Raw genomic sequence first — 25,775 nt, 5'->3', positions numbered from 1 at the left:
AATAAATCTAAATGAAAAAAAGCGTCTACGTCTGTTTGTTGTTCATTGTTTTTATAGGCTGTGGCACTGAAGAGTCTAAAAATCAGTCACCTATATCTGAGGTAACTTATAGGCAAATCTCTTATACCGTAGAGACCGCCATAGACTTAAATAATGATGGCGTTGCCTCTACAGATTTACTTGAAGAAAATGAGCAAGTGCTCAATCCTCAAGAAATCACTTTTAAAGCAAATAATACTATAATCCCGCCTTATCAAATTACAACTTGTGTAGCTCAAAATGGTGATGAACTTATGGAGTTTGTATGTCTTACTGTTGAGAACTATTTGCAACCGCCTAGTTATACAATTAATGGTAATACAGTTGTTATAGATACAGGTCTAGTAGGGGAGTTGTCACAAGATCTTGATACCTTGAGATTTCAAGAGTTTTTACAAAGGGATCATCTCAATAATTATCCTCACGGAGATTTTAATAATCTTGCAGCAGTCTCAACATATGTGAGAGAGTAGTGTAGGAATTACATAAATAAAACTATAAAAGCCAAATGAGAAGTTATTCTTATTTGGCTTTTTTTGTAATGAGATGATTGTATTTTTAGTGTGCTTCTAGCCAGTTTTGACCTAAACCTACTTCTACATCTAGAGGTACTGCCATTTTAAAAGCACTTTCCATTTCGGTTTTGATGAGGTTTTTAATATCATCAAGCTCAGTGTTTGGCACATCAAAAACCAGTTCATCGTGCACTTGGAGTAACATTTTTGTTTTGTAATCACTATTTTCTAGCTTCTCAAAAATATTAATCATAGCAATCTTAATAATATCTGCTGCGCTTCCTTGTATAGGTGCGTTTACAGCATTACGCTCTGCAGCACCACGCACAACGCCGTTGCTTGAATTAATACCATTAAGATAGCGACGTCTGTCTAGTACTGTTTTAACATACCCATTTTCTCTAGCAAAGTCTACAAGCTCACTCATATAGTTGCGTAGCTTAGGATATGATTTATAGTAGTTGTCTATAAGCTCTTTTGCTTCTCCTCGTGATAGGTCTGTCTGGTTAGAAAGTCCAAAGGCAGAGACACCGTATATAATACCAAAGTTTACTGTCTTTGCATTACTACGTTGCTCTCTTGTTACCTCTTCTAGTGGTACATTAAAAACTTTTGCCGCTGTACTAGCGTGAATGTCTTCACCATCTGTAAAGGCTTGTATCATATTTTCTTCCTCGCTTAGAGCTGCTATAATACGTAGCTCAATTTGAGAATAATCTGCTGCTAGCAGTGTGTGGTTTTCATCTCTAGGTACAAATGCTTTACGTACCTGGCGGCCGCGCTCTGTACGTATAGGGATGTTTTGTAGGTTAGGATTGTTAGAGCTTAACCTTCCCGTCGCTGCTACGGTTTGCATATAGTCTGTATGTACACGGCCATCTTGAGCGACTTGCTCTGGCAATGCATCTACATATGTAGACTTTAGCTTAGATAGCCCGCGGTAGTCTAGTACTTTCTGGATGATATCGTGATCTTTTGCAAGGTATGATAGTACATCTTCTGCGGTTGAGTACTGTCCTGTTTTTGTCTTTTTAGGCTTGTCTACAAGCTTCATTTTGTCAAAAAGAATTTCTCCTAGTTGCTTAGGTGAAGATATTTTAAACTCTTCTCCAGCTTCTTCATAAATCTCAGAAGTAAGACGTTCTATATCTGCATTAAGATCACCAGATAAACTTTCTAAGAAGTTTACGTCCAGGTTGATTCCTTCTACCTCCATTGCTGCAAGTACTCTAAGTAGTGGAATCTCAATGTCATTAAATAATTTACGCGTGCCCGCTTCATCAAGCTCTTTTTCAAAGTGCTGTTTGAGTTGGAGGGTAATATCTGCATCTTCAACCGCATACTCTGTTTGCTGGTCTAGTGGCACGTCGCGCATAGACTTTTGATTCTTCCCTTTTTTGCCTATGAGCTCTGTGATAGATACAGGTGTGTAGTTAAGGTAGGTCTCTGCCAGTACGTCCATATTATGACGCATATCTGGGTTAATGAGATAGTGCGCAAGCATTGTGTCAAAAAGTTTACCCTTAACTTTTACCTCATATTTTGCAAGGACCTTAATGTCGTATTTGAGGTTTTGACCTATTTTTTCAATCCCTGTATGCTCAAAAAACGGCCTTAATTCTTCTATAAGTGCTTGTGCTTCATCTTTACTTTCTGGAAACGGTATGTAATATCCCTTACCAGCTTCCCAAGAAAAAGCGACTCCTACAAGTTCTGCCACAAGCGGGTCGAGCCCTGTAGTTTCTGTGTCAAAACAAACAGAAGTTTGTTTGAGTAGATTTTGTATAAATAGTTTTCGCGCAAGCGGGCTGTCTATTGTCTGATAAAAGTGCTGTGTATCTTTTATAGTCTTACGTGTAGAGGCATCTGCTACGGTTGCTGCGGTAGCGCCACCATCTCCACCAAAAAGTGAAAACTGTCCAGCACCTGCTGCAGTAGCTGCTTGCTTCTTTGCAGATGGGGTAGAAGATACCTGCGTGCCTTGCTCTGCCTCACCAGAAAAGATTTTTACAAACTGGTCTTTCATACGTCTAAACTCCAGCTCGTCAAACTTCTTTGTAACCGCCTCTGCATCTGGTTCTGAGAGTTCATAATCTTTTGCATCAAACTGTACGTCACAATCTAGCATTATAGTTGCTAGTTGTTTAGAAAGAAGTCCTAGCTCTGCATTTGCAATAACCTTTTCTTTCATCTTGCCCTTGAGCTTATCCGTATTTTCAAGAAGCCCTTCCATAGAGCCGTATGTTGCGATAAATTTCTTTGCCGTTTTATCACCTACACCTGGAAGTCCCGGTATGTTGTCTGACGCATCACCCATCATCCCTAAGTAATCTATCACTTGCTCTGGACGCTCTACTTCAAAACGTTTTTGCACCTCAGGGATTCCCCAAATCTCAATACCATTACCCATACGAGCAGGCTTGTACATAAATATGTTTTCTGAGACTAGCTGTGCATAATCCTTATCTGGTGTAACCATAAAGACTTTAAAGTCTTCCTTTTCGGCCTGTTTTGCAAGGGTACCTATAAGGTCATCTGCCTCTACACCTTCACGCTCAATAATGGGAATGTGCATAGCCTTAAGTATTTCTTGTATATGGGGTACCGCTATGCGTATCGCTTCTGGAGTTTCGTCACGATTTGCCTTATAATCTGCATAAGCTTCTACACGCGCAGAGCTTCCGCCCTTGTCAAAAGCAACAGCTAGGTGGTCTGGTCGCTCTCGTTTTATAACATCAAAAAGGCTATTTGTAAATCCCATTATAGCGCTCACATCCATGCCAGAACTTGTGATACGCGGGTTTTTAATAAGAGCATAATATCCTCTAAAAATCAATGCGTATGCATCTAGTAAAAAAAGACGTTTCTGAGTATTTTCGGCAGTATTAGTCACTTGAGATGGGTTTTGTTACGCTTTCGCGAAAGCGTAGTGCGATAAACTCAAATGTAAGAAGATGCATCCGGAATAGCGGGCACTGTTAATAAATTATACGAGGCTAAGTAAAAAATCATTTTTAAAATAAAATGAACTAGCGTCATTAAAACGGAGTTGAAAAAAACCTAACATTTGGGAATAAAGAAAGCCAAGCAAAAATGCTTGGCTTTCACCCCAAATCATAATTGATTATTAAAAGTCAATTACAACAGTCTTAAATATTTTTCGCCATACGGCACATACAAATATATAACAATTCTTTGATTTGTTTATTGTTCCTTTTTAAAAGGATTAACAAGAATGTTAATTATATAGTTGAATTTCAGACACTAAAGATAGTAGATTTTTATAGTAACAATATTGTTAAAAATCGTCAAACTATAATTTGAGTAGTTGGTCGTTAAAAATATGCTTCACGTCTATTTATTACGATTATCTCGGCTCTAGATTCAGCTTTTTCCGTTAGTGAAAAAGCTAGAAGTTATATTTTTATTCTCACCATTTTGATATTTCATCATTGTGAAACCTTTATGTATACAGTGACTTCCTGCCTCACCAGATTTATTTATGGCGATGTAGGCTATTTGAAAATCTTTATATCTAGGGCCTTTTTTTGTAATTCTTGTAATGGCTTCTTCGCAAGCTTTTTGGGGGCTCATTCCACCGCGCATCAACTCTACTATCAAGAAGCTTCCTACCGTTTTTAAAACTTCTTCACCCATACCTGTAGCCACGGCACCGCCTACTTCGTTATCTATAAATAATCCAGAGCCTATAATAGGAGAATCTCCCACGCGACCTTTCATCTTATAGCCTAAACCTGAGGTTGTACATACACCTGCTATATCACCATTTTTGTCTATAGCAAGCATTCCTATAGTATCGTGGTTTTCTATATTAATTTCTGGTTTATAGTCACTAGTTTTGACCCATTCTTGCCAGGCATTCTTACGCTCTTCTGTGAGTAAGTTTTCCTTTTTAAATCCCTGCTGGTATGCAAACTCCTCCGCACCTTTACCTGCAAGTATTACGTGTGGCGTGTCTTCCATCACTTTGCGGGCGAGGGCGGCTACGTTTACAATGTTTTCTACGGCGAGCACGGCGCCACAGTCACCCTGCGGATTCATAACACAGGCATCTAGGGTTACATTGCCCTCTCTGTCTGGAGTTGCACCTATACCTACTGTGGTGTTTTGTATATTTTCTTCTTCAACGGCAACACCGGCAATAATGGCATCTAGAGCAGAGGCACCATTTCTGAGTAATTCCCCAGCTTTTTCTGTAGCGCCAGAAAATCCCCAAGTACAGATAGCGATGGGTGCTGGTTTTTGTTGCGCTTTCGCGAAAGCGGAATTATCATTCTTGCTGTTTTTGACATTATCATCACAACCAAGTATACTTGCTCCAGTAGCAATACCCGCCCCAGCTACTGCCGAACGGTTTATAAATTTTCTTCTATTCATAATAGGTGCATCTTACATCTTAAAAAGTAGTGTTATTATACTTGTGTATAGAGTTTATTGCGCTCTGCCCACTCTGTCCAAGAACCATCATAAACGTAAGACTCTTGATCTGAAACTAGGGTAAAGGCGAGTAGAATAATGCAAGCCGTTATGCCAGAGCCACAACTAAAAATAATAGGACGTTTGTCTATATGTAGATCCTTAAATAGTTTTTCTAGTTCCTCTTTTGGCTTGTAATAACCATTAGATAACACTTGGGTGTAGGGGAGGTTAAGTGCGTTTTTTATATGACCGCTTTGTAAGTGAGCTCGTGGCTCTGGAGCTGTACCATTAAAACGCCCTTGTGATCTTGCATCTATAAGCTGGTACTCTTGTGAATTACAATTGTCTACTATTTGCTCAAAATGGTATATGGCTGCTTCATTTTTATGTGCTTTAAAGGAAGTAGCAAGTTCTTTAGGTTTATGAACTTCTAAGGATTCAAATCCTGCTTCATTCCAGGCTGGTAGACCGCCATCAAGTACGGCTACAGTCTTATGACCCATTACGGTAAACATCCACCACACTCTAGGGCTGGTGAATACTCCTTTGCTGTCAAAAACAACGATTTGTGAATCTCTGGTGATACCAAGTTTTCTACACTCCTCTTCAAACTGTTTTTCACTAGGGAATGTGTTGGGATATGGACTTTTAGTATTGCTAAAGGTATTTTTGATATCAAAATGAACTGTTCCTTTTATGGTGTTGTTCTCATCATACTCTTGACTTGCGTCTAGTAGTATAAGGTTTTTGTTTTCTCTATGCTCTTTGAGCCAGTGTATGGTTACTAAGGGTGTTGTCATTACTACTTAACTATAAGTTCATCTATAAATATCCAGCTTTTGCCATCATATGTGTGACCTAAGTGCCAGCTAGGTAAGTCTCCTACCGTCTTTGCTATAACTTTTACATATCTAGCTGCTTTCTCATCTTGAGATGCTGCTACTGTTTTAATTAAAGTATCTTCACTTTCTATAGTTGCATCTATGTCTTGGCTATAGTAGGGTGTAAAAGTGGTGCCATCTATAGAGGTGAAAAAGCTAACCTCTGTAGGGTAAAAAATCCAGCTGCGTTGGTCTTGTAAAAATGAAGTGGTAATAGCGTTTATATTTTTTACTTCTCCTAGATCGAGTGTAGCAACTACATCTTGATTATTATATCCTTGCCAGGTGCCAGATCTGTATTCTTTTGAACCTCTTATGCCATCTATTAAGGCATTCTCTCCACCTGCACTATATTCATTTGCATAAGTAGTCTCGAGAGTCACTTTATAAGCATCATTTATTTTATGAAAAGGGGTAGCGATTGTAGCACTTTTACCGTGTCTTGAAAGTGCGTAGGTGCGTAACTCTGTATCTGATGTTATGGTAATAGGTTTTCTATATCGTTTAAAGGTCTCGCCGTCTTCTTTAAGGGCAAAGTATATCTCTGCATCTTTATCTGTAGACTGTAATGTGACAGTGGTGTTTTCTGTAAAAGTAATATCGCCACTTGCGATAAACGGTGCAGCTACAATGAGATGTTCTGTTATGGCAGTTTTTGGGCTGTGCGCTGGATGCTTACCCCATCTACCAGGAGTGCTGGACATATCAAATTGCAAGAGGCCACCAGCCATAATATCTTTATGGTTTATGTAAGAGTAGGGGTGTGCCTTACCATTAATAGAAGCATTTTTTATATGGATATTACTGTCAGATACATTGCTGGCTTCTATGGTAAAATTATTGCCATTTTCTAAGTAAATCGTGGCTTTGTCAAAAAGAGGTGTACCTATGGCATAGGTGTTGCTTCCTGGTGTCACGGGGTAAAACCCAAGCGAGCTAAGTACATACCAAGCACTCATCTGGCCACAATCTTCATTACCAGAGATGCCGTCTGGAGTGTCTTTATACATAGTAGTAAGAATCTCGTGCACACGCTTTTGAGTTTTCCACGGTTTATGAATATAGTTATAGAGATACGCCATATGATGACTAGGCTCATTGCCGTGTGCATACTGTCCTATTAAACCTGTGATGTCTTGCTGGTGCCTTCCAGAAGTTTCTTGCTGGGCTGTAAAAAGTGCATCTAGCTTTTTATCCATCGCTTTTTTGCCACCCACAAGATCTATAAAACCACTTACATCTTGAGGTACATAAAAGCTGTACTGCCAAGAGTTTGCTTCTGTGTAATTAAAGTTTACCTCGTAGGGGTCAAATGGCGAGAACCAACTATTGCGCATTCTACCTCTCATAAACCCTGATTTTGGGTCATATACATTCTTATAATTTTGTGCTCTTTGGATATACGTTTTATAGCTTTCTATGTCACCTCTTTCTTGAGCCATTATAGCTATAGTCCAGTCATCATAGGCATATTCTAATGTTTTTGAAACAGACTCTGCTTCCATTTCTGTGGGTATAAATCCATATTTTTTATAGGAGTCTAGACCTAGTTTATCTTGTGATGCGCTATGTAGCATCGCCTCAAAGGCACGATCTGTATCGTAGTCTCTTATGCCTTTCATATATGCATCTGCTATAACTGGCACGGCGTGATAGCCTATCATACAGCCTGTGTAATTACCAGAAAGATCCCATATGGGCATTATGCCACCCTCGTCATATTTTGCAATAAAGGTGTTTATAAAATCATTTGTGCGCTGCTCTTCTATAATGGTGTACAGCGGGTGTGCCGCGCGATATGTATCCCAAAGTGAGAAAACACTATAGTAATCAAAATCTGTAGTTTGATGAATCTCTAGATCCATACCTCGGTAGCGACCATCTATATCTTGATAAATATTAGGCGCAAGCATCGTGTGATAGAGCGAAGTGTAAAAGTTAGTTTTATATGTTGTGTTGTCTGACTCAACGATAATTTTTTCTAGTTGTTTTTCCCAGGTACTTTGAGCAGTTGCCTTTACTTGCTCAAAGGTTTTGTCGCCTATCTCTGTTTCTAAGTTTTGTTTTGCACCGTTCTCATCTACTGCAGAGATTCCTATTTTTATGATCACAGGCTCATTGCTAGGATTCTCAAACTTAAGAGCCACTTTGTTACTTTTAGACTCTGGGTCTTTAATGTATTTAAAAGGGTGTGAGGTTTTGAGATAGTAATAAAGTAATTGTTTTGATGCCCACGCTTTACTGTGACGATGGCCTTGCATTTCCGTATATAGTTTCTGGTCGTCATTTTCTTTAATGACTTCCCAAGCGGCACTTAGCACTTCGTCTCTGTGATCAAGATCTATGATGAGGTAGTTGTTGAGGGAGTCCGCTTTCGCGAAAGCGTATTTATGAACACCACTACGTTGAGAAACCGTAAGCTCTACATCTATATTTGTACTATCTAGGTGTACTTTATAATATCCCGGTTGGGCAATTTCATTATCGTGAGAGAAGTGATCACGATATCCTTTTTTACCATTTGCGCCGTTATTAAAAAGTATGGTATTAGACGGCATAAGTAAAATGTCACCATAGTCTGAAACGCCGGTCCCACTTAAGTGTGTATGGCTAAAACCATAGATGTACTCATCATCATAGTGATAACCGGAGCAGCCATCCCAGCCATCTAGTCTTGTATCTGGACTTAATTGCATCATCCCAAAGGGCATTGTAGCACCAGGGTAAGTATGACCGTGACCACCTGTGCCTATAAATGGATTTACATAATTTATAAGCGCTTGGTCCTTTTGTGCAGGAGTGGTCTCAGTAACGTGTTTACACGAGATAATAAATATTGCTGCAATTAATAAGGTAAGTAGGTGACGCATTTGCAAGGATTGGTTTGTGTCTAAGATAATAAAAGCCCTAAAGCTATACGAGATAGCTCTCGCAAAATTTGACAGTGATTTTAGGTTTAGTACCTTTAGTATATGAAAATTGAGGTCTGTGCAAATTCATTTGAGAGTGCTCTAGCGGCGCAAGATGGAGGTGCACATCGTATTGAGTTATGCGAGCAGCTTGACGTAGGAGGTGTAACACCTAGTCACTCACTTATTGAGAAGGTGATGCAAGCACTATCAATAACATCTTTTGTGCTTATACGACCACGTGCCGGTGATTTTATATACTCAAATAGCGAGTTTAAAACGATGTTGCGTGATATTGCTTTTGCAAAGTCTATGGGTGTGCAAGGTATTGTTTCTGGCGTGTTGCTCAGTGATCATACAATAGACTTTAAAAGAACATCGCAGCTTGTAAAGGCTAGTGAGGGAATGTCTTTTACTTTTCATCGTGCGTTTGATCAAATGCTAGATCCTGTAAAAGGTCTAGAGGAGCTTATAGAGCTAGGCGTAGATCGCGTTCTTACTTCTGGTCAAAAACCAGATGTTATTGAGGGGTTTGATGTTTTGAAATCACTACGCGAGCAAGCTAAGGAGCGTATTGTTATTCTGCCAGGAGGCGGAGTTTCAATTACAAATGTTGAAAAATTTTTAGATGCTGGTTTTAAAGAAGTGCACGGCAGCTTTCGCGAAAGCGTAATAGAAAACTCTTCAGGTCAAAAACGCATAAAGAAAGAAACACATACAAATCAACGAACTATAAAACAACTCATCAAACTAATCAAAAAATGAAATCAAATCACATTAAAATAGCACTAGACTGGACGCCTAATATAAATCATATAGGGTTTTTTGTGGCACAAGCACAAGGGTTTTACAAAGAAGAAGGACTAGAAGTAGCTATAGAAAATCCCGCTGCAGATAATTATGAACTCACCCCAGCAAAGAAGGTAGAGCTCGGTCTAGTAGATATGGCATTGTGCCCTACGGAAAGCTTGCTTAGTTACCGCACAAAGGCAAGCCCTTTCCCGCTTAAGGCGGTTGCTGCTATCTTGCAAGAAGATGTTAGTGCTATTGTGGTTAAACGTGATAGTGGTATTGCATCTCCTAGTTCTTTAGATCATAAAACTTATGCATCTTACAAAGCACGATATGAAGATGAGATCGTAAAGCAAATGATACGTAATGATGGTGGTGAGGGAGTGCTAGAACTCGAGTATCCAGATAAGCTGGGTATTTGGGATGCGCTCATTGCAGGAACTTATGATGCTACCTGGGTGTTTTTAAATTGGGAAGGCGTGCAGGTGCAAGAGAGGAGTGATGACTTCACCTATTTTAAAATGGCAGATTATAAGGTGCCTTACTCATACTCACCAGTAATAGTTGCAGATGAAAATAAAATAGTGGCACGTAAGGAAGCTTACCAGGCTTTCCTTAAAGCAACTGCTCGAGGCTATCTATATTGTAAAGAGCAACCTGAAGATGCTGTTGCTATACTCGCATCACTTGTGCCAGAAAAGGACAAAGAGATAGATCTTAAAAAGGCATTACAGATGTCTTTAAAAGCATTTGGCACTGGAGATTCTTGGGGCAGAATGGATCAGGGAGTTATAACTACTTTTTTAGAGTGGTTATATGACAAAGGTCTTGAGACGAAACCCATAGATGCCACAGCCATTTTTACAAACGAGTTGTTGTAAAAGTAAAAAAGCTGCAAATATCATATTTGCAGCTTTTTTTATAATCTATATATGCTTAATCGTTAAGTTTAAGAACCGCCATAAACGCTTCTTGTGGTATCTCTACATTACCCACAGCACGCATACGTTTCTTACCTTTTTTCTGTTTTTCTAGAAGTTTACGCTTTCGCGAAATATCACCACCGTAACACTTAGCCGTTACATCTTTACGCAGTGCTTTTACCGTCTCACGTGAGATGATTTTTGCACCTATGGCAGCCTGTATAGGAATATCGAACTGCTGGCGTGGGATAAGTTCTCTTAATTTCTCACACATACGCTTACCTATATCATAAGCATTGTCTTGGTGTAAGAGTGCAGATAGTGCATCTACCGGTTGCCCGTTAAGAAGTACATCTACCTTAACCAGTTTTGAAGCTCTCATACCTATAGGAGAGTAGTCAAAACTCGCATACCCCTTTGAAACTGTTTTAAGACGATCATAAAAATCAAAAACAATCTCTGCAAGTGGCATATCAAAAGTAAGCTCAACACGCTCTGTTGTTAAATATGTCTGGCTAGCTATTTGACCTCTCTTTTCTATACATAGAGACATTACAGGTCCTACAAAGTCAGACTTTGTAATAATAGTTGCTTTAATAAAAGGCTCTTCGACACGATTCATACTAGATGGATCTGGAAGATCAGATGGATTATTTACTAAAATAATATCATCTGGGTGTTTATGAGTAAAGGCGTGGTAGGATACGTTAGGAACTGTTGTAATAACAGTCATATCAAACTCACGTTCTAATCTTTCTTGTATAATCTCTAGGTGTAACATTCCTAAGAATCCACATCTAAACCCAAAACCTAATGCCGCCGAACTTTCTGGCTCAAATACTAGAGACGCATCATTAAGCTGTAGTTTTTCCATCGAGTTGCGTAGCTCCTCATAGTCCTCCGTGTCTACAGGATAAATTCCTGCAAATACCATAGGCTTTACGTCCTCAAAACCTGCAATGGCATTTTGTGTAGGGTTCTTTGCATCTGTAATAGTATCACCTACTTTTACCTCACGCGCATCTTTTATACCAGTAATAAGGTATCCTACGTCACCCGCTTTTATTTCTTGCTTAGGTGCTTGTGTAAGTTTTAATGTTCCTACCTCATCTGCACCATAAGTATTTCCAGTAGCGACAAATTTTATTTGTTGGTTTTTTCTAATAGAGCCATTTATTACTCTAAAGTACGTTTCTACTCCTCTAAAAGGGTTGTAAACACTATCAAAAATAAGCGCTTGTAGTGGCTCATCTGGATTACCCTTTGGAGCAGGAACACGCTCTATAACGGCAGCAAGAATTTCTTCAATACCTATACCTGTCTTTGCAGATGCTGGAATTACTTCTTCTGCATCACAACCTAGTAGGTCTACAATATCATCTGTTACCTCTTCTGGATTTGCACTAGGTAAGTCTACTTTATTAAGTACAGGTATGATCTCTAGATCATTCTCTAATGCTAGATAAAGGTTTGAGATAGTTTGTGCTTGTATACTCTGTGCTGCATCTACTACTAGAAGAGCTCCTTCACAAGCGGCTATACTACGCGATACTTCATATGAGAAATCTACGTGACCAGGTGTGTCTATGAGATTTAGAATGTAATCTTCGCCTTTGTATTTATACTCCATCTGGATAGCGTGGGACTTAATGGTAATACCGCGCTCACGTTCCAAATCCATACTATCTAGTAATTGCGCCTGAGCTTCACGTTTTGTAACTGTAGCGGTCTCATCAAGGAGACGGTCTGCTAGTGTACTCTTACCGTGGTCAATGTGCGCAATAATGCAAAAATTTCTAATATTCTTCATAGTCATAGCAAATAGGGTGCAAATATACGGCTATTAAGAGCTATTTATTTCTCAGTAAAATAGATTTTGTGTATTTGGTCGAAAAATCTTAAAATTTTGTGAAAAGTTGTTAGTAGTGTTATTACATTTAAAGCCTTAAAAACTAGCGTTATTAGACATATAATCACAATCCTGATGCTTTTTAGCATCTCATCAATCATCGCCCAAAACATACGCATACAAGGAGTTGTAAACACATCTCAAAATAGCCCAATTGCCTTTGCAAACGTCGTATTACTTGACGAGGAGCAAAAGCTGGTAAAAGGTACTATTACAGAAGAGGACGGTACCTTTAGTCTAGAAAATCTTAAAATGGGCACATATCACCTTACAGTTAGTTTTGTAGGTTTTGACGACCAAAAAATTGAAAGTATACTACTAGAAAAAGATACAGTTTTAAGTCCTATAGTGCTTACTGCAAGTCAAGAAAGTCTAGATGAAGTTGTGCTTACTTCAAAAAAGCCTACTGTAGTACGCAAAGCAGATAGACTTGTTTTTAATGTAGAAAATACCATACTATCATCGGGTAATACGATGGATATTTTAAAAAGAACTCCGGGAGTAGTTGTAAATCAAGAAGAGATTACAATTAGAAATGAAGGAGTTACTGTGTATCTTAATGATAAGAGGGTGCAATTAAGCGCAGAAGAAATTCAAGATCTATTAAGTAGCCTCTCTGGTGATGCTATACAATCTGTAGAGGTGATTGCAAATCCACCAGCTAGATATGAGGCGGAGGGAGGTCCTGTACTTAATATTGTTACTTCAAAGGTGGTGTCTCTAGGCTATAAAGGAACTGTTTTTGCTAGAGGAACTTACGGCATTTTTCCAAAACATTCTTTTGGGACGTCACAGTATTATAAAAATGAAAAATTGAACCTGTTTTTTAATTATAGTTTCAACCCGCAGAAGTCCTCTTTTATGAGTGACAATTTTATAAACTATAGAACTACAGATGAACGTATAAACTGGCTTCAAGATTTTGAACGGAAAAACTGGTCAAAAGCTCATAACGCAAATCTTATTATAGATTATAAGCTTAATGAGAGTTCGCAGTTAAGTTTTTCGGCTGTGGGTTTATATTCACCAGGTATTTATGATTACTCAAGATCTATAACAGATGTTACTTCATCTATAGAAGACCCGTACACGATTAGAACCTCTAGCGGATTGAACGGAGAGCGCACTAATATTGCGCTAGATGTAAAGTATACCAAGACGCTTAAAAATGGATCGTTGAGTATGAATGTACATCATACTAATTTTTCGCGAAAGCGTGATCAATCTTTAAATTCTCGATATATAGATGCTACTGGAGAGCAGTTTAGAAATGTGCGTTTTACGAGTGACTCTTTTCAAGACATTGAGATTTACACAGGGCAAATAGACTATGCAACAACCTTAGGGACTGTTGCTTTAGAGCTGGGCGCAAGAACTTCTATTATAGATTCTAGATCTGTGATTAAATTTCCAACTATTGTAGATAGTGGTGTGTCTGGCTTGCAAGAAGCACAAGATGATGATTTTCTATATGATGAAGATATTGTTGCGGGTTATGTTTCTGTTGCAAAAGATTGGGATAAATGGAGTGTAAAAGCTGGGTTGCGCGCAGAGCAAACTAACTCAAAGGGAACTTCGCTGGCACTCAACGAGATTAACGATTTGGACTATTTAGAATTTTTTCCAACTGCATATGTGCAGTATGCTCCTGTTGAGAATCATAGTTTTAGTATAGATTACTCAAGAAGAGTAAATAGACCTAGATATCAAGATTTAAACCCATTTGCCTACTTCTTGAATGAAAACAATTTTGATCAAGGTAATGCACAGTTAACTCCAGCTTTTAGTCATCGATTTAACTTTAATTATACCTTAAAAAGTGCTTACTCTTTTGATCTCTATTATCGTGATAATGGAAATGAGATATTAAGGCTTCCTTTTCAAAATAATGAAGCACAAGTGTTGCGTACCTCAAATCAAAATGCATTAGATAGTAAATCTTGGGGTCTCGACTTCACACACGGTAGAAGTATTTCAGACTGGTATTATTTATACACATACCTAAGTGCCTTTCACGAGGAGGTAACGTTCCTCGCACAAGAGAGTGGCAATGTTGCTCAAGATAACAAGGTAGATGGAGTGTATGCATACATTGGTAATTACCTCACACTTAGTAAAGATAGAAGTTGGACAGCAGAGGTGAGCGCAGAGTATATTTCTAAATTCTTATTTGGCAGCTATATTCAAGACCGTGTGATTACATTAAATGCGGGTGTACAAAAGAAGTTTTGGAAAAACAGAGCTATACTTAAAGTAACTGTAAATGACATACTAGGGGAGGCAAATGCTTTGCTTACCTCTCAATATCTTAACCAAGACAATGCTTATTTCGCTGTTCCAGAGACACAAAACTTGCAAGTAGGCTTTACCTATAAGTTTGGTAATTTTAAATTGCAAGATAATAATAGAGCTCTTGAGATTGAAGAGTTAGAACGACTTAAAGAATAATCATCTTTTGACTAGCAGCCCTTCATCTAAGCAGCGTGTTTTTGGGCTTGACTTAATGCGAGCAATCGCTATTCTTGCTGTTTTAGGATCTCACATTTTATATATTTTTCCTGAGCAATATGGAGGTGTCATCCCGCTACTACAATTAGGTGGTGTGATGGGCGTAGAGATCTTTTTTGTCCTGAGCGGGTATTTAATAGGCTCCATATTACTTAAGCTATTTGTAAAAGAAAACTTCGGGATAAGCGATGTTAAGTATTTTTTAATACGCAGGTGGTTCCGTACGTTACCTAGTTATTACCTCGCTTTAGCTCTCAATATTTTGCTAGTTATTGCGATAGGTAGACAGCTTCCAGAAAATATACCATACTACTTTCTTTTCCTTCAGAATTTCTCTTCGGGAATGGAGGTGTTTTTTACAGAGTCGTGGAGCTTGCCAGTAGAGGAGGTGGCATATATTATAGGTCCATTGTTGTTATATGTTGTGGTTTACGCTTTCGCGAAAGCAAAAAAAGAAACCTTATTCCTGCGCAGCACAGTAGCAGTAATAATCGTATTTCTTATAACTAAATTACTCTACCATTTTACCACACCAACACTTAATGCACAACAGTGGAACATAAATCTAAAGGCAGTAGTCATCTACCGAATAGATGCGATTTATTATGGTGTACTGGCAGCTTATCTATTTCATAAATACCCAAAACACTGGCTTAAGCACAAACAGTTATTATTTGCTTTAGGGATAATATTGTTTTTTGGGTTTCAGTTTGTTTTAGGAAAATACAGTTTAGATCCCGTGGCTGCATCATTTATTTGGGACGTGATTTATTTGCCTCTTACTTCGATTGCCATCGCTCTTACCCTGCCAGTACTTTCTTCTTGGCAACAAGCGCCTCGATATATAGCTGTGCCCATACGTTATGTGAGTATAACCTCATATGCGGTTTACCTCTTACATTATGGGCTATTGTTGCAAGGTATGCGATGGGTTTGGCCTATAGAACTGTTAAGTTTTAATGAGAGGGTGGGTTATGCAGCGATATACTTTATACTCTTATTTCTAATAGCAGGGTTGTGGTATCGTTTTTATGAAAAACCTATGACAGACTTGCGCGACAAGCATTTTATAACGAGTAGGTATAAACACTAAAAAGAAGTTACCTTTGTACCAGATTAAATTATTTGAGTTCTTTTGTGCGTGATACGTATCAAGAGAATAAGGCAAGGAAATTAAGTATGGCAAAAATAGGAGATATAGATGTAGGAGATTTTCCGCTATTACTAGCACCTATGGAGGATGTAAGTGATCCACCATTTAGAGCGTTATGTAAAGAACAGGGGGCAGATGTTGTATATACAGAGTTTATATCTAGTGAAGGGTTGATACGTGACGCTGCAAAGAGTGTGATGAAACTGGATATTTATGAAAAAGAACGTCCTGTAGGTATTCAGATTTTTGGAGCAGTAGAGGAGTCTATGTTGCGTAGTGTGGAGATCGTAGAGGCGAGTGGGCCAGATATTATTGATATTAACTTTGGTTGTCCAGTTAAAAAAGTAGTGTCAAAAGGAGCTGGTGCAGGTATCTTAAAAGATATAGATCTTATGGTTAAGTTAACCAAGTCTATGGTAGAGCATACTAAGTTGCCTGTTACTGTAAAAACCCGCTTAGGTTGGGATCACGACAGTATTAAGATTGTTGAGGTTGCAGAGCGTTTACAAGATGTAGGTTGTGCTGCAATATCTATACACGGTCGTACACGTGCACAAATGTATAAAGGTGATGCGGACTGGAAACCTATTGCTGCAGTAAAGAATAATCAAAGAATGCACATCCCAGTGTTTGGCAATGGAGATGTAAACTCTCCAGAGCGTGCTGTGGAGATGCGTGATGAGTATGGTCTTGATGGAGCGATGATAGGTCGTGCAAGTATAGGTTACCCTTGGTTTTTTAATGAAGTAAAGCACTTTATGAAAACAGGAGAGCATAAAAAGCCACCTACCTTAGTAGAGCGCGTTGAAGCTGCACGACGTCACCTAGAGATGTCTATAGCTTGGAAAGGAGAGATACTTGGCGTGTTTGAAACAAGAAGGCATTATACAAACTACTTTAGAGGGATTCCGCATTTTAAGGAATACCGTATGAAGCTAGTAACTTCAGATAAAAGTGAAGATGTCTTTGCTGCACTAAACCTTATTGAAGAGAAGTTTGCAGGTTACGAGTTTGTCTAGTCTGAGCTTATAAATTTCTTATTTATTCTTGAGGCTGCAAGTCTAGCGCTTAAAAAGCCTAGTATCACTATTGTTGCATATACGATTACGATATTTACCTGCTCAAATTTTACGGGGTAGGGTAAACTCTCTGTAATTGGTATAAAGCCAAACTGCTGCTGTATTACAATAAGAATTGCACCTAGTATAATCCCTACAGCGCCACCTAGAAGAATCATCAGTGCGCCTTGCGTAAATATAATCATACGTATAGATGCTAGAGATGCGCCTAGATCGCTTAGTGTTTTAATATGCTTGCGCTTATCTACTATAATCATAATAAGACTCCCTATAAAGCTAAAAAGAGCTATTATAAGTACGAGCGTGCATATAAAATAGAGCGCGAGGTTTTCAGTATTAAGCATCTTGTAAAGGGCATCATTAAGCTCTATTCTGTTTTTTAAAATCACGTTGTTATTGAGTAGCGAGCTTATCTTTTCGCGTAAGCGGTCTTCGTCTGCTTCTGGAGATAATTTAATCTCAAGTGTACTTATCTTATCTTCTGGGTAACCCAGTAGTGCACCTACAAAGTCAATATTTGCAAAAATATGATCATTGTCAAGTGTCTCGCCGGCTTGAAAAACTCCACTCACCACTGCCTTTGATGAGTTAAAAGCTTGTGTAGGGTCTGTGATTTGTCCCGTACCAGGTTTTGGTGTCATTACAGAGAGTAGGCTGCTATAGTCTGTTAGGTTAACAGAGAGTCTTCTTCTTACAAGATAGCCCATAGCTACTGCTGGCTCACCTACAGTAGGCCAGTTTCCGGCAAAGATGGTGCTATCTATTTGAGTAACGTTGAGGTAATTTTCATCTACTCCTTTTATAAAGCCCAGTGAGGTTTTACCCTCGTGCTCGAGGTATGCACGTTCTTCTATTACTTTTGAGTATGCTTGTATCTCTGTAAATGAGGCGAGCTCCTTTTCTTGAGTAGGGGTGAGGGTAATTGTTTTGCCAGTAGCGGGTAGTACTTTAATGTCTGGGTCTATAATAGACGTAATAGAGAGATTAAACTCCTTAAGCCCAGAAAAAGCAGAGAGCACAATAAATAGAACCATCGTGCCTAAAATGATACTCCCTATAGATATGTAGGTAATTATGTTTACAGCATTTGTACCACTTTTTGATACAAGGTAACGTTGCGCTATATAGCGAGCAAACTGCATTTATATTTTCTTTCTACGAGCTAGTAAACTTGGATCTTCTAGTGGGTTGTCACCACCTTTAAGAGAGCGCTCTATACCATCTAGGTACTCTAGCGTGTCATCTATATAAAATTGAAGTTCTGGCATACGTCGCAGTTGGTGACGTGTGCGCTGTGATATGTTATGACGTATGATAGGTTTTACTTGATTAACCTCTTTGAGTATCTCAGTAGCCTTATCATTAGGGAAGATGCTCAAGTACACTTTTGCAATAGATAAGTCTGTAGGTACCTTAACCTTAGTTACAGACACAATAATGCCTCCTTGACCGCTGTCTCTAAGTGCGTTTTGAAGCACTTCTGCAAGATCTTTTTGAAGAACACCTGCTACTTTTTTCTGTCTGTTTGATTCCATAGACTGCAAAAATACGTTTTTTTGATATGTATTACTTTTGTCAAGCCTTGATATGCGGTATTTAACGTTGTATTATGGTTATTACGCTTTCGCGAAAGCGTAATTCAAACATTTATAGTATAGAAAATAAGATATGGATAAGATAGAACACATAGGTATAGCTGTTAAAAATCTTGAAGCCGGCAACTCGCTTTATGAAAAACTACTGGGCGTACCACATTATAAGATTGAGGAAGTTGCCTCTGAAGGGGTGCGTACATCTTTCTTTAAGACAGGTCCTAATAAAATAGAGCTTCTAGAGGCGACAAACGATGATAGTGCAATCGCTAAGTTTATAGAAAAAAAGGGAGAAGGGATACATCACATAGCCTTTGCGGTAGAAAATATTGTAGAGGAGATGGAAAGATTAAAAAAAGAAGGGTTTATTATTCTTAATGAAAAGCCTAAGAAAGGTGCAGATAATAAGCTAGTTGCGTTTGTGCATCCTAAAACAGCAGGTGGTGTTCTTATAGAGTTATGTCAAGAAATTAATAATTAGCAAAGAAAAGCTTTGTTAGGGTGAAGATTTATTATAAATTTGCACCCGTTTTCAACTTCTATTAGATTAGAAAACATAGAAAACAACGGTCCCATAGCTCAGTTGGTTAGAGCATCTGACTCATAATCAGAGGGTCCTTGGTTCGAGCCCAAGTGGGACCACGTATTAAACCTCGCAAACATCTGTTTGCGAGGTTTTTTTATGCTTTATAATGAGAGATGTTCTAATCTCTGTAAAACGTGTTTTTCGGTATTTTATTCGGATTAAAGGATATTTATCTCCGACGAACAACACAAAATCTAAAATTTTTTTGAAATTTTATTAAGGTGAGAGTTTGCTCCAACTTGTTAGAATTACATTTCTATTTACTTAATTTTCAGGTAATTATAAAATAAATTTTGTTAAAATCTAGAAAATGCCTCGTTTGTTTTGAGATTGAAACTCTCAAGAAACCTTAATTTTTTTTATTCAAAGATCAATTTTATCGATAAAATACGTATTATTGTCGATGTAATACACAATTACAACCTACTTAACCCTCATTAAATTAGTATTAATTTAACTAGTTTAAAATATTTTATATTGAATTACTATGAGCCCCAAACTCAGAAATTTCATTACAACAGCCCCCTTTTTATTTATGGGGATAAGTGCGTTTGCTGGTAAAGAAGCACCGCCTCCGCCAGGTAGAACCCCTCTACCTGGGCTTATTGCGCCCATAGATGATCACCTCCCGTTATTACTTATAGGAGGTCTACTACTAGGTGCGTATTATATGTATAAAATTAAAATGAAAAAGGCTAGTAACCCTCAGTAAGTCTTTTTACATACTTGCCTATAACATCAAACTCAAGGTTTACACGAGTACCTACTTTAAAGTTTTTAAAGCCTGTGTGTTCATAAGTGTAAGGAATTATAGCTACGCTAAAAGCTCCTTCTTTTGAGTCTACAACAGTGAGGCTAGTGCCATTTATAGTAATAGATCCTTTTTCTATCGTGACATTTCCTAGTGAGGTGTCGTAGTCAAAGGTGAATCTCCAGCTTCCATCTTCTTCACTTATAGCTATACAGGTTCCTACTTGGTCTATGTGACCTTGTACAATATGACCGTCTAGTCTTGCGCCTAGTTTCATCGCGCGCTCTAGGTTTACAATATCGTTTACAGCGAGATCGTTGAGGTTTGTTTTATCTAGCGTTTCTTGTATGGCTGTAACCGTATAAGTGTCTCCATCTATACTTACTACTGTAAGACATACGCCGTTATGTGCTACACTTTGGTCTATTTTGAGCTCATTTGTGATTGCACTTTTTACTTTGTAGTGTATATTTTCTTGATCCTTAGTGATTGATTCAATAGAGGCTAGATCTTCAATAATACCTGTAAACATAAATGGTTTTTATTTGGTTACTTTTGTGTTACAAAAATACAAAACCCGAAAGGCATCAAATGAATAAACAGCAAAAAGTACGTGTAGGGATTTCTATAGGAGATTTAAATGGTATAGGCGCAGAGATTGTGATCAAGACGTTTTCTGAGGCAATGATGTTAGATTTTTGTACGCCTGTAATTTTTGCTTCGGCAAAGACACTTTCATATATAAAGAAAGAACTGGGGCTTCAAGCAGAGTTTTATGGGATAGACGCTTTCGCGAAAGCGCTAGATAACAAGATTAATGTGTTTAACTTGTGGAAGGAACAAGTAGATATATCTTGGGGAGAGGCTACAGATATTGCGGGTGATTATGCGCTCAAGTCATTTACAACAGCTACAAAGGCACTTAAGGATGGTGATATAGATGTGCTGGTGACGGCACCTATAAACAAAGCAAATATCCAGAAAGAGGATTTTGCTTTTCCTGGTCATACAGATTATCTTGCTCAAGAGCTTACGGGTGATGCTATGATGCTTATGGTAACAGATACTTTAAAAGTGGGCCTTCTTACTGATCACGTAGCTGTAAAAGATGTGGCAAGTAATATCACACCAGATGTAATAAAAAAGAAGGTGAATACACTCTATAAATGCTTGCAGCAAGATTTTGGAGTAGATAGGCCTAAAATAGCACTGCTGGGTATTAACCCTCACGTGGGAGATAATGGAGTGATAGGTGATGATGATGATAAAGTGTTAATCCCTACCTTAGAAAAAATGAGAGCTGGAGGACAGCTTGTGTATGGTCCTTATGCGGCAGATAGTTTTTTTGGTTCTGGTAACTATAAAAATTTTGATGCTATTCTCGCTGCATATCACGATCAAGGTTTGATACCATTTAAGACCTTGTCTTTTGGTAAGGGTGTAAATTATACAGCTGGGCTAGATAAGGTGAGAACATCTCCAGATCACGGTACGGCTTACGAGATAGCTGGTAAGGGTGAGGCAGATCCTGGTTCTTTTAGAGAAGCAGTGTATGCGGCTATTAATATTTATAATAAAAGAAAAGAATACCAAGAAATAACAAAAGATGTGCTTAAGGTGTCGCCAAAACGCGCTGGAAGAGAGCGTGCAGGTAGAGGCCCAGCAAGAAAGTAAGTATAATATAGTTGTGCAATGCATTAATCATATAGCTGTTAGATTAATTTTTTTTATTCTTACCTATTGTGATTTAAAAAATTATGTATCTTTGCACGCTCCAAACGGATGATGTGATGAAAGAATTAAAACTATACACTATACAGTACGTAGGTTTAAAAGAAGGAGAGCATACGTTTGAGTACACGATTACAAAATCGTTCTTTGATCTTTTTGAATATGATGACTTTAACGATGCAAGCGTTGAGGCTACACTTCTCTTAACAAAGAAGTCTACCTTTATGGAGTTTGATTTTAATATCTCAGGAACAATCAATGTAAATTGTGATGTGACAAATGAGCCTTATGATCAACCTATAAGTGGGAGCTATGAGCTTGTAGTTAAGTTTGGTCAAGAGTTTAATGATGATATTGAAGATGTTCTCATTCTCCCATTTGGAGAGTATGAAGTAAATGTTGCTCAATATATTTATGAACTCATAGTGTTGTCTATGCCTAATAAAAGGGTTCACCCTGGTATAGCAGATGGGACATTAAAGTCAGATATTTTAGAAAAGCTGGAAGAATTAAGTATTCCAGACCAAAGAGCAAAAGAAGAGAAAGAAGAGACAGATCCTAGATGGGATTCGTTAAAAAAACTATTAACAGATAAATAAGAGTACGTAATGGCACATCCTAAAAGAAAAATCTCAAAAACAAGAAGAGATAAAAGAAGAACGCATTACAAAGCTGCTATACCTCAAATAGCTGTAGATCCTACAACAGGAGAAGCGCACCTTTACCACAGAGCACACTGGTTTGAAGGTAAATTATACTATAGAGGTCAAGTAGTTATTGATAAGACTGAAGAGATAGAGGCATAAGCTTCTATTTTCTAGACATAGAACTCTCACATTGTGAGAGTTTTTTTTATGCGTAGGATTGTCAAAAAAAGTTAATTGTAGGCCATTTTTGATCAATTTTTAGTATTTTTCTCATCGTTTTGTTCTTAACTGAATAAAGACGAAAAATCTAACTGAAACAAATGAGTAAAATCTCAGCGGCAATTACAGCTGTAGGAGCTTATGTTCCAGACTATGTGTTGACTAACGATATTTTAGCAACTATGGTTGATACCAATGATGAGTGGATTACCACTCGCACGGGTATTAAAGAACGTAGAATTCTTAAAGAAGAAGGCAAAGGAACCTCGTTTCTTGCCATCAAAGCAGCACAAGATCTTCTTGAAAAAAAGCAACTCGATCCCAAAGAGTTAGATATGGTAATCGTAGCAACTGCTACACCAGATATGCCAGTAGCCTCAACCGCAGTATATACAGCCTCTCAAATAGGTGCGACTAATGCATTTGCATTTGATCTCACAGCTGCTTGCTCTAGCTTCCTTTACGGGATGTCTACAGCAGCTAGTTATATTGAGTCTGGTAGGTATAAAAAAGTACTGCTTATAGGCGCAGATAAAATGTCATCTATTATAGACTATACAGATAGAGCCACGTGTATCATCTTTGGAGATGGTGGTGGTGCAGTACTATTTGAGCCTAATGAAGAAGGGATGGGACTACAAGATGAGTACCTTAGATCTGATGGTGTAGGGCGTGAGTACCTCAAGATAGATGCAGGAGGGAGTATACTACCCACTTCACAAGAAACTTTAGATAACAAACAGCACACAGTTTTTCAAGATGGAAAAACCGTATTTAAATTCGCTGTTTCAAATATGGCAGATGTAAGTGATAAAATTATGAAGCGTAATAACCTTAGTGGTGACGACGTTAACTTTTTAATCGCACATCAAGCTAACAAACGAATTATAGACGCTACTGCCAAAAGGATGGAGCTAGATGAGGATAAAGTCCTCATTAATATCCATAAATATGGTAACACCACATCAGCCACTTTACCACTGTTGATGAGCGACTATGAGAATAAACTAAAAAAAGGAGATAATATCATATTTGCCGCTTTTGGTGGTGGATTCACTTGGGGTTCGATCTACCTCAAATGGGCATATAACTCTAATTAAACCTAAACAGACTAAATTCAAACACTTATGGATTTAAAAGAAATTCAAAATCTGATTAAATTTGTTGCAAAGTCAGGCGCTAGCGAAGTAAAACTTGAGATGGATGATGTAAAAATCACTATCAGAACTGGTGCAGACGATGAGAAAGCACCAACTACTTTCTTACAGCAAATGCCAGCAATGCAAATGGCTCCTGCAGCACCAGCGGCTCCAGCACCAGTTGCAGAGGTAGCAGCACCTGCAGCACCAGCGGCCCCAGCAGAAGATAATTCAAAATACATAACTATTAAGTCTCCTATAATCGGAACCTTCTATAGAAAACCGGCTCCAGATAAGCCTATGTTTGTAGAAGTAGGAAAAACGATAGGTGAAGGTGACGTGCTTTGTGTTATTGAAGCGATGAAACTTTTTAACGAGATCGAAAGTGAAGTATCAGGTACAATCGTAAAGATTCTTGTAGACGATTCTTCTCCAGTAGAGTTTGATCAGCCATTATTCTTGGTAGATCCATCATAATCCCTTGCGGGTATTTTAATCATTGAGGAGACTGTGGTTTTTTACGCTTTCGCGAAAGCGAGACCTAAACAACAACACGCAGTAATCACAATAAAAAATAAACAGTATGTTTAAGAAGATACTTATAGCAAACCGTGGTGAGATTGCCCTTAGGGTAATACGTACGTGTAAAGAGATGGGGATTAAAACGGTAGCTGTATACTCTACAGCAGACCGTGAGAGTCTTCACGTAAAATTTGCAGACGAGGCAGTATGTATAGGCCCAGCAGCAAGTAACGAGTCTTACCTTAAGATGTCTAACGTTATTGCAGCAGCAGAGATTACAAATGCAGACGCCATACACCCGGGATATGGATTCCTTTCTGAAAACGCAAAGTTTTCAAAAATATGTGAGGAGCACGACATAAAATTTATTGGAGCATCTGCAGAGATGATTTCAAAAATGGGAGATAAAGCTACTGCAAAAGAAACTATGAAAGCTGCAGGCGTACCTTGTGTACCAGGATCTGACGGTATCATAAAAGATTTTGAAGAGTGTCAAAAACTTGCCATAGAGACGGGTTACCCTGTAATGCTTAAAGCTACCGCTGGTGGTGGAGGTAAAGGTATGCGTGCCGTATGGAAAGAAGAAGACCTACTTAAAGCTTGGGAAGGTGCACGTCAAGAAAGTGCTGCTGCCTTTGGAAACGACGGTATGTATATGGAAAAGCTCATAGAAGAGCCGCGCCATATCGAAATCCAAATTGTAGGAGATAGCACAGGTAAAGCCTGTCACCTGTCTGAAAGAGATTGTTCTGTACAAAGACGTCACCAAAAACTTACCGAAGAGACACCATCGCCATTTATGACAGATGAGTTACGTGAGCGTATGGGAGATGCCGCAGTAAAAGCAGCAGAGTTTATCAAATATGAAGGAGCAGGAACGGTTGAGTTTCTAGTAGACAAGCACCGCAACTTCTACTTTATGGAGATGAATACACGTATACAAGTAGAGCACCCTATTACAGAGCAGGTAGTGGACTATGACCTTATACGTGAGCAAATACTTGTGGCAGCAGGCGTACCAGTATCTGGTAAAAACTACTACCCACAACTACACTCTATAGAGTGTCGTATAAATGCTGAGGATCCTTTTAACGACTTTAGACCATCACCAGGACGTATTACAAATTTACACGCACCAGGAGGTCACGGAGTACGTATAGATACACACGTATACAGTGGGTATATGATACCGCCTAACTATGACTCTATGATTGCTAAGTTAATTACGACAGCACAGACTAGAGAAGAGGCGATTAACAAGATGAAACGTGCTCTTGATGAGTTTGTAATAGAAGGTATTAATACAACGATACCTTTCCACAGGCAACTTATGGATCACCCAGACTATATAGCTGGTGACTACACCACTAAGTTTATGGAAGACTTCGAGATGAAGCCTCTAGAAGACTAAATAACTAAAAACTCCCGATAGCAATATCG

At 38.5% G+C, this 25,775-nt stretch carries 22 protein-coding genes and 1 tRNA gene; 15 read left to right on the top strand and 8 right to left on the bottom strand.

Translation table 11 applies throughout. The features are described from left to right. The first annotated feature begins 11 nt into the window (after positions 1-11). The gene (locus Q0948_RS13170) at positions 12-512 is read left to right on the top strand and encodes a hypothetical protein (protein ID WP_298353629.1); all 501 of its coding nucleotides are present in this window, start codon (positions 12-14) and stop codon (positions 510-512) included. An 85-nt stretch (positions 513-597) separates the two neighbouring features. Here Q0948_RS13170 and polA read toward each other — a convergent pair whose 3' ends face one another. The 4 genes from polA to Q0948_RS13150 all read right to left on the bottom strand — a co-directional run bounded on the left by polA (position 598) and on the right by Q0948_RS13150 (position 8,745). Further along, positions 598-3,447 (bottom strand): DNA polymerase I, encoded by a 2,850-nt coding sequence (gene polA, locus Q0948_RS13165; RefSeq protein WP_298353626.1) that lies wholly within the window; start codon positions 3,445-3,447, stop codon positions 598-600. Between the two features lie 491 nt (positions 3,448-3,938). Beyond that, positions 3,939-4,952 carry an isoaspartyl peptidase/L-asparaginase family protein gene (locus Q0948_RS13160; RefSeq protein ID WP_298353624.1) on the bottom strand — a complete coding sequence of 338 codons (1,014 nt, stop codon included), beginning with the start codon at positions 4,950-4,952 and terminating at the stop codon, positions 3,939-3,941. A 35-nt stretch (positions 4,953-4,987) separates the two neighbouring features. Further along, on the bottom strand, positions 4,988-5,794 hold the full coding sequence (locus Q0948_RS13155) for a sulfurtransferase (RefSeq protein ID WP_298353622.1): 807 nt from the start codon (positions 5,792-5,794) through the stop codon (positions 4,988-4,990). 2 nt (positions 5,795-5,796) lie between these two features. Then, a complete protein-coding gene (locus Q0948_RS13150; RefSeq protein WP_298353621.1) occupies positions 5,797-8,745 on the bottom strand; it encodes a GH92 family glycosyl hydrolase in 2,949 nt (982 codons plus the stop codon). Between the two features lie 102 nt (positions 8,746-8,847). On the opposite strand from Q0948_RS13150, the gene Q0948_RS13145 reads away from it, so the two are divergent. Both Q0948_RS13145 and Q0948_RS13140 read left to right on the top strand, forming a co-directional pair. Beyond that, entirely contained in the window at positions 8,848-9,549 is a 702-nt protein-coding gene (locus tag Q0948_RS13145; protein WP_298353617.1) for a copper homeostasis protein CutC, read from the top strand. Beyond that, on the top strand, positions 9,546-10,457 hold the full coding sequence (locus tag Q0948_RS13140) for an ABC transporter substrate-binding protein (RefSeq protein WP_298353614.1): 912 nt from the start codon (positions 9,546-9,548) through the stop codon (positions 10,455-10,457). Before Q0948_RS13145 ends, Q0948_RS13140 begins: the two co-directional genes overlap by 4 nt. Before the next feature lie 55 nt (positions 10,458-10,512). Here the strand turns inward: Q0948_RS13140 and lepA are convergent, their stop codons facing one another. Next, positions 10,513-12,309 carry a translation elongation factor 4 gene (gene lepA / locus Q0948_RS13135; RefSeq protein ID WP_298353611.1) on the bottom strand — a complete coding sequence of 599 codons (1,797 nt, stop codon included), beginning with the start codon at positions 12,307-12,309 and terminating at the stop codon, positions 10,513-10,515. A gap of 174 nt (positions 12,310-12,483) precedes the next feature. Here lepA and Q0948_RS13130 point away from each other — a divergent pair, with 174 nt between their 5' ends. From Q0948_RS13130 to dusB, 3 genes are all read left to right on the top strand, one after another. Beyond that, complete coding sequence (locus tag Q0948_RS13130) at positions 12,484-14,856, top strand: outer membrane beta-barrel family protein (protein ID WP_298353608.1); 2,373 nt, start codon at positions 12,484-12,486, stop codon at positions 14,854-14,856. 7 nt (positions 14,857-14,863) lie between these two features. Next, positions 14,864-16,009, top strand: a complete 1,146-nt coding sequence (locus Q0948_RS13125; RefSeq protein WP_298353605.1) for an acyltransferase — start codon at positions 14,864-14,866, stop codon at positions 16,007-16,009. A gap of 86 nt (positions 16,010-16,095) precedes the next feature. Continuing rightward, the gene (gene dusB / locus Q0948_RS13120; RefSeq protein ID WP_035328796.1) at positions 16,096-17,088 is read left to right on the top strand and encodes a tRNA dihydrouridine synthase DusB; all 993 of its coding nucleotides are present in this window, start codon (positions 16,096-16,098) and stop codon (positions 17,086-17,088) included. On the opposite strand, the gene Q0948_RS13115 is transcribed toward dusB, so the two are convergent. Together Q0948_RS13115 and rbfA are read right to left on the bottom strand one after the other, a co-directional pair. Continuing rightward, positions 17,085-18,290 (bottom strand): FtsX-like permease family protein, encoded by a 1,206-nt coding sequence (locus Q0948_RS13115; protein WP_298353600.1) that lies wholly within the window; start codon positions 18,288-18,290, stop codon positions 17,085-17,087. The two genes, dusB and Q0948_RS13115, sit on opposite strands and share 4 nt — an antisense overlap. Then, a complete protein-coding gene (gene rbfA, locus Q0948_RS13110; RefSeq protein ID WP_021778132.1) occupies positions 18,291-18,683 on the bottom strand; it encodes a 30S ribosome-binding factor RbfA in 393 nt (130 codons plus the stop codon). Positions 18,684-18,816: 133 nt separating this feature from the next. On the opposite strand from rbfA, the gene mce reads away from it, so the two are divergent. The 3 genes from mce (at position 18,817) to Q0948_RS13095 (ending at position 20,038) form a co-directional block, all read left to right on the top strand. Further along, positions 18,817-19,221, top strand: coding sequence for a methylmalonyl-CoA epimerase (mce, locus tag Q0948_RS13105; protein ID WP_021778133.1), 405 nt, complete (start codon positions 18,817-18,819; stop codon positions 19,219-19,221). A gap of 87 nt (positions 19,222-19,308) precedes the next feature. Continuing rightward, positions 19,309-19,382: transfer RNA gene (locus Q0948_RS13100), tRNA-Ile, on the top strand. A 431-nt stretch (positions 19,383-19,813) separates the two neighbouring features. Next, a complete protein-coding gene (locus Q0948_RS13095; protein ID WP_298353591.1) occupies positions 19,814-20,038 on the top strand; it encodes a hypothetical protein in 225 nt (74 codons plus the stop codon). On the opposite strand, the gene Q0948_RS13090 is transcribed toward Q0948_RS13095, so the two are convergent. Further along, on the bottom strand, positions 20,022-20,609 hold the full coding sequence (locus Q0948_RS13090) for a riboflavin synthase (RefSeq protein ID WP_298353588.1): 588 nt from the start codon (positions 20,607-20,609) through the stop codon (positions 20,022-20,024). The genes Q0948_RS13095 and Q0948_RS13090 overlap by 17 nt on opposite strands. Positions 20,610-20,668: 59 nt before the next feature. Here Q0948_RS13090 and pdxA point away from each other — a divergent pair, with 59 nt between their 5' ends. The 6 genes from pdxA to accC all read left to right on the top strand — a co-directional run bounded on the left by pdxA (position 20,669) and on the right by accC (position 25,746). Next, entirely contained in the window at positions 20,669-21,751 is a 1,083-nt protein-coding gene (gene pdxA, locus Q0948_RS13085) for a 4-hydroxythreonine-4-phosphate dehydrogenase PdxA (protein ID WP_298353585.1), read from the top strand. A 116-nt stretch (positions 21,752-21,867) separates the two neighbouring features. Then, positions 21,868-22,407 (top strand): DUF177 domain-containing protein, encoded by a 540-nt coding sequence (locus tag Q0948_RS13080; protein WP_298353582.1) that lies wholly within the window; start codon positions 21,868-21,870, stop codon positions 22,405-22,407. A 9-nt stretch (positions 22,408-22,416) separates the two neighbouring features. Beyond that, entirely contained in the window at positions 22,417-22,614 is a 198-nt protein-coding gene (gene rpmF, locus Q0948_RS13075; RefSeq protein WP_021778137.1) for a 50S ribosomal protein L32, read from the top strand. A gap of 161 nt (positions 22,615-22,775) precedes the next feature. After that, positions 22,776-23,774: a beta-ketoacyl-ACP synthase III gene (locus Q0948_RS13070; protein WP_298353577.1), complete on the top strand. Its 999-nt coding sequence runs from the start codon at positions 22,776-22,778 to the stop codon at positions 23,772-23,774. Positions 23,775-23,801: 27 nt separating this feature from the next. Then, positions 23,802-24,290: an acetyl-CoA carboxylase biotin carboxyl carrier protein gene (gene accB, locus Q0948_RS13065; protein WP_298353574.1), complete on the top strand. Its 489-nt coding sequence runs from the start codon at positions 23,802-23,804 to the stop codon at positions 24,288-24,290. A 106-nt stretch (positions 24,291-24,396) separates the two neighbouring features. After that, positions 24,397-25,746 (top strand): acetyl-CoA carboxylase biotin carboxylase subunit, encoded by a 1,350-nt coding sequence (accC, locus tag Q0948_RS13060; protein WP_035325563.1) that lies wholly within the window; start codon positions 24,397-24,399, stop codon positions 25,744-25,746. Positions 25,747-25,775 lie beyond the last annotated feature (29 nt).

Source organism: uncultured Dokdonia sp. (assembly GCF_947496725.1).
Taxonomy (GTDB): Bacteria; Bacteroidota; Bacteroidia; order Flavobacteriales; family Flavobacteriaceae; genus Dokdonia.
The sequence above is the reverse complement of the archived record's forward strand: the minus strand, read 5'-3'. Positions and strand labels throughout refer to the sequence as shown.

Coding starts and splice junctions, on each gene's coding strand:
- Q0948_RS13170 (WP_298353629.1), top strand. CDS start 12: ATGAAAAAAAGCGTCTACGTCTGTTTGTTGTTCATTGTTTTTATAGGC.
- Q0948_RS13160 (WP_298353624.1), bottom strand. CDS start 4,952: ATGAATAGAAGAAAATTTATAAACCGTTCGGCAGTAGCTGGGGCGGGT.
- Q0948_RS13155 (WP_298353622.1), bottom strand. CDS start 5,794: ATGACAACACCCTTAGTAACCATACACTGGCTCAAAGAGCATAGAGAA.
- Q0948_RS13150 (WP_298353621.1), bottom strand. CDS start 8,745: ATGCGTCACCTACTTACCTTATTAATTGCAGCAATATTTATTATCTCG.
- Q0948_RS13145 (WP_298353617.1), top strand. CDS start 8,848: ATGAAAATTGAGGTCTGTGCAAATTCATTTGAGAGTGCTCTAGCGGCG.
- Q0948_RS13140 (WP_298353614.1), top strand. CDS start 9,546: ATGAAATCAAATCACATTAAAATAGCACTAGACTGGACGCCTAATATA.
- lepA (WP_298353611.1), bottom strand. CDS start 12,309: ATGAAGAATATTAGAAATTTTTGCATTATTGCGCACATTGACCACGGT.
- Q0948_RS13130 (WP_298353608.1), top strand. CDS start 12,484: ATGCTTTTTAGCATCTCATCAATCATCGCCCAAAACATACGCATACAA.
- dusB (WP_035328796.1), top strand. CDS start 16,096: ATGGCAAAAATAGGAGATATAGATGTAGGAGATTTTCCGCTATTACTA.
- Q0948_RS13115 (WP_298353600.1), bottom strand. CDS start 18,290: ATGCAGTTTGCTCGCTATATAGCGCAACGTTACCTTGTATCAAAAAGT.
- rbfA (WP_021778132.1), bottom strand. CDS start 18,683: ATGGAATCAAACAGACAGAAAAAAGTAGCAGGTGTTCTTCAAAAAGAT.
- mce (WP_021778133.1), top strand. CDS start 18,817: ATGGATAAGATAGAACACATAGGTATAGCTGTTAAAAATCTTGAAGCC.
- Q0948_RS13095 (WP_298353591.1), top strand. CDS start 19,814: ATGAGCCCCAAACTCAGAAATTTCATTACAACAGCCCCCTTTTTATTT.
- Q0948_RS13090 (WP_298353588.1), bottom strand. CDS start 20,609: ATGTTTACAGGTATTATTGAAGATCTAGCCTCTATTGAATCAATCACT.
- pdxA (WP_298353585.1), top strand. CDS start 20,669: ATGAATAAACAGCAAAAAGTACGTGTAGGGATTTCTATAGGAGATTTA.
- Q0948_RS13080 (WP_298353582.1), top strand. CDS start 21,868: ATGAAAGAATTAAAACTATACACTATACAGTACGTAGGTTTAAAAGAA.
- rpmF (WP_021778137.1), top strand. CDS start 22,417: ATGGCACATCCTAAAAGAAAAATCTCAAAAACAAGAAGAGATAAAAGA.
- Q0948_RS13070 (WP_298353577.1), top strand. CDS start 22,776: ATGAGTAAAATCTCAGCGGCAATTACAGCTGTAGGAGCTTATGTTCCA.
- accB (WP_298353574.1), top strand. CDS start 23,802: ATGGATTTAAAAGAAATTCAAAATCTGATTAAATTTGTTGCAAAGTCA.
- accC (WP_035325563.1), top strand. CDS start 24,397: ATGTTTAAGAAGATACTTATAGCAAACCGTGGTGAGATTGCCCTTAGG.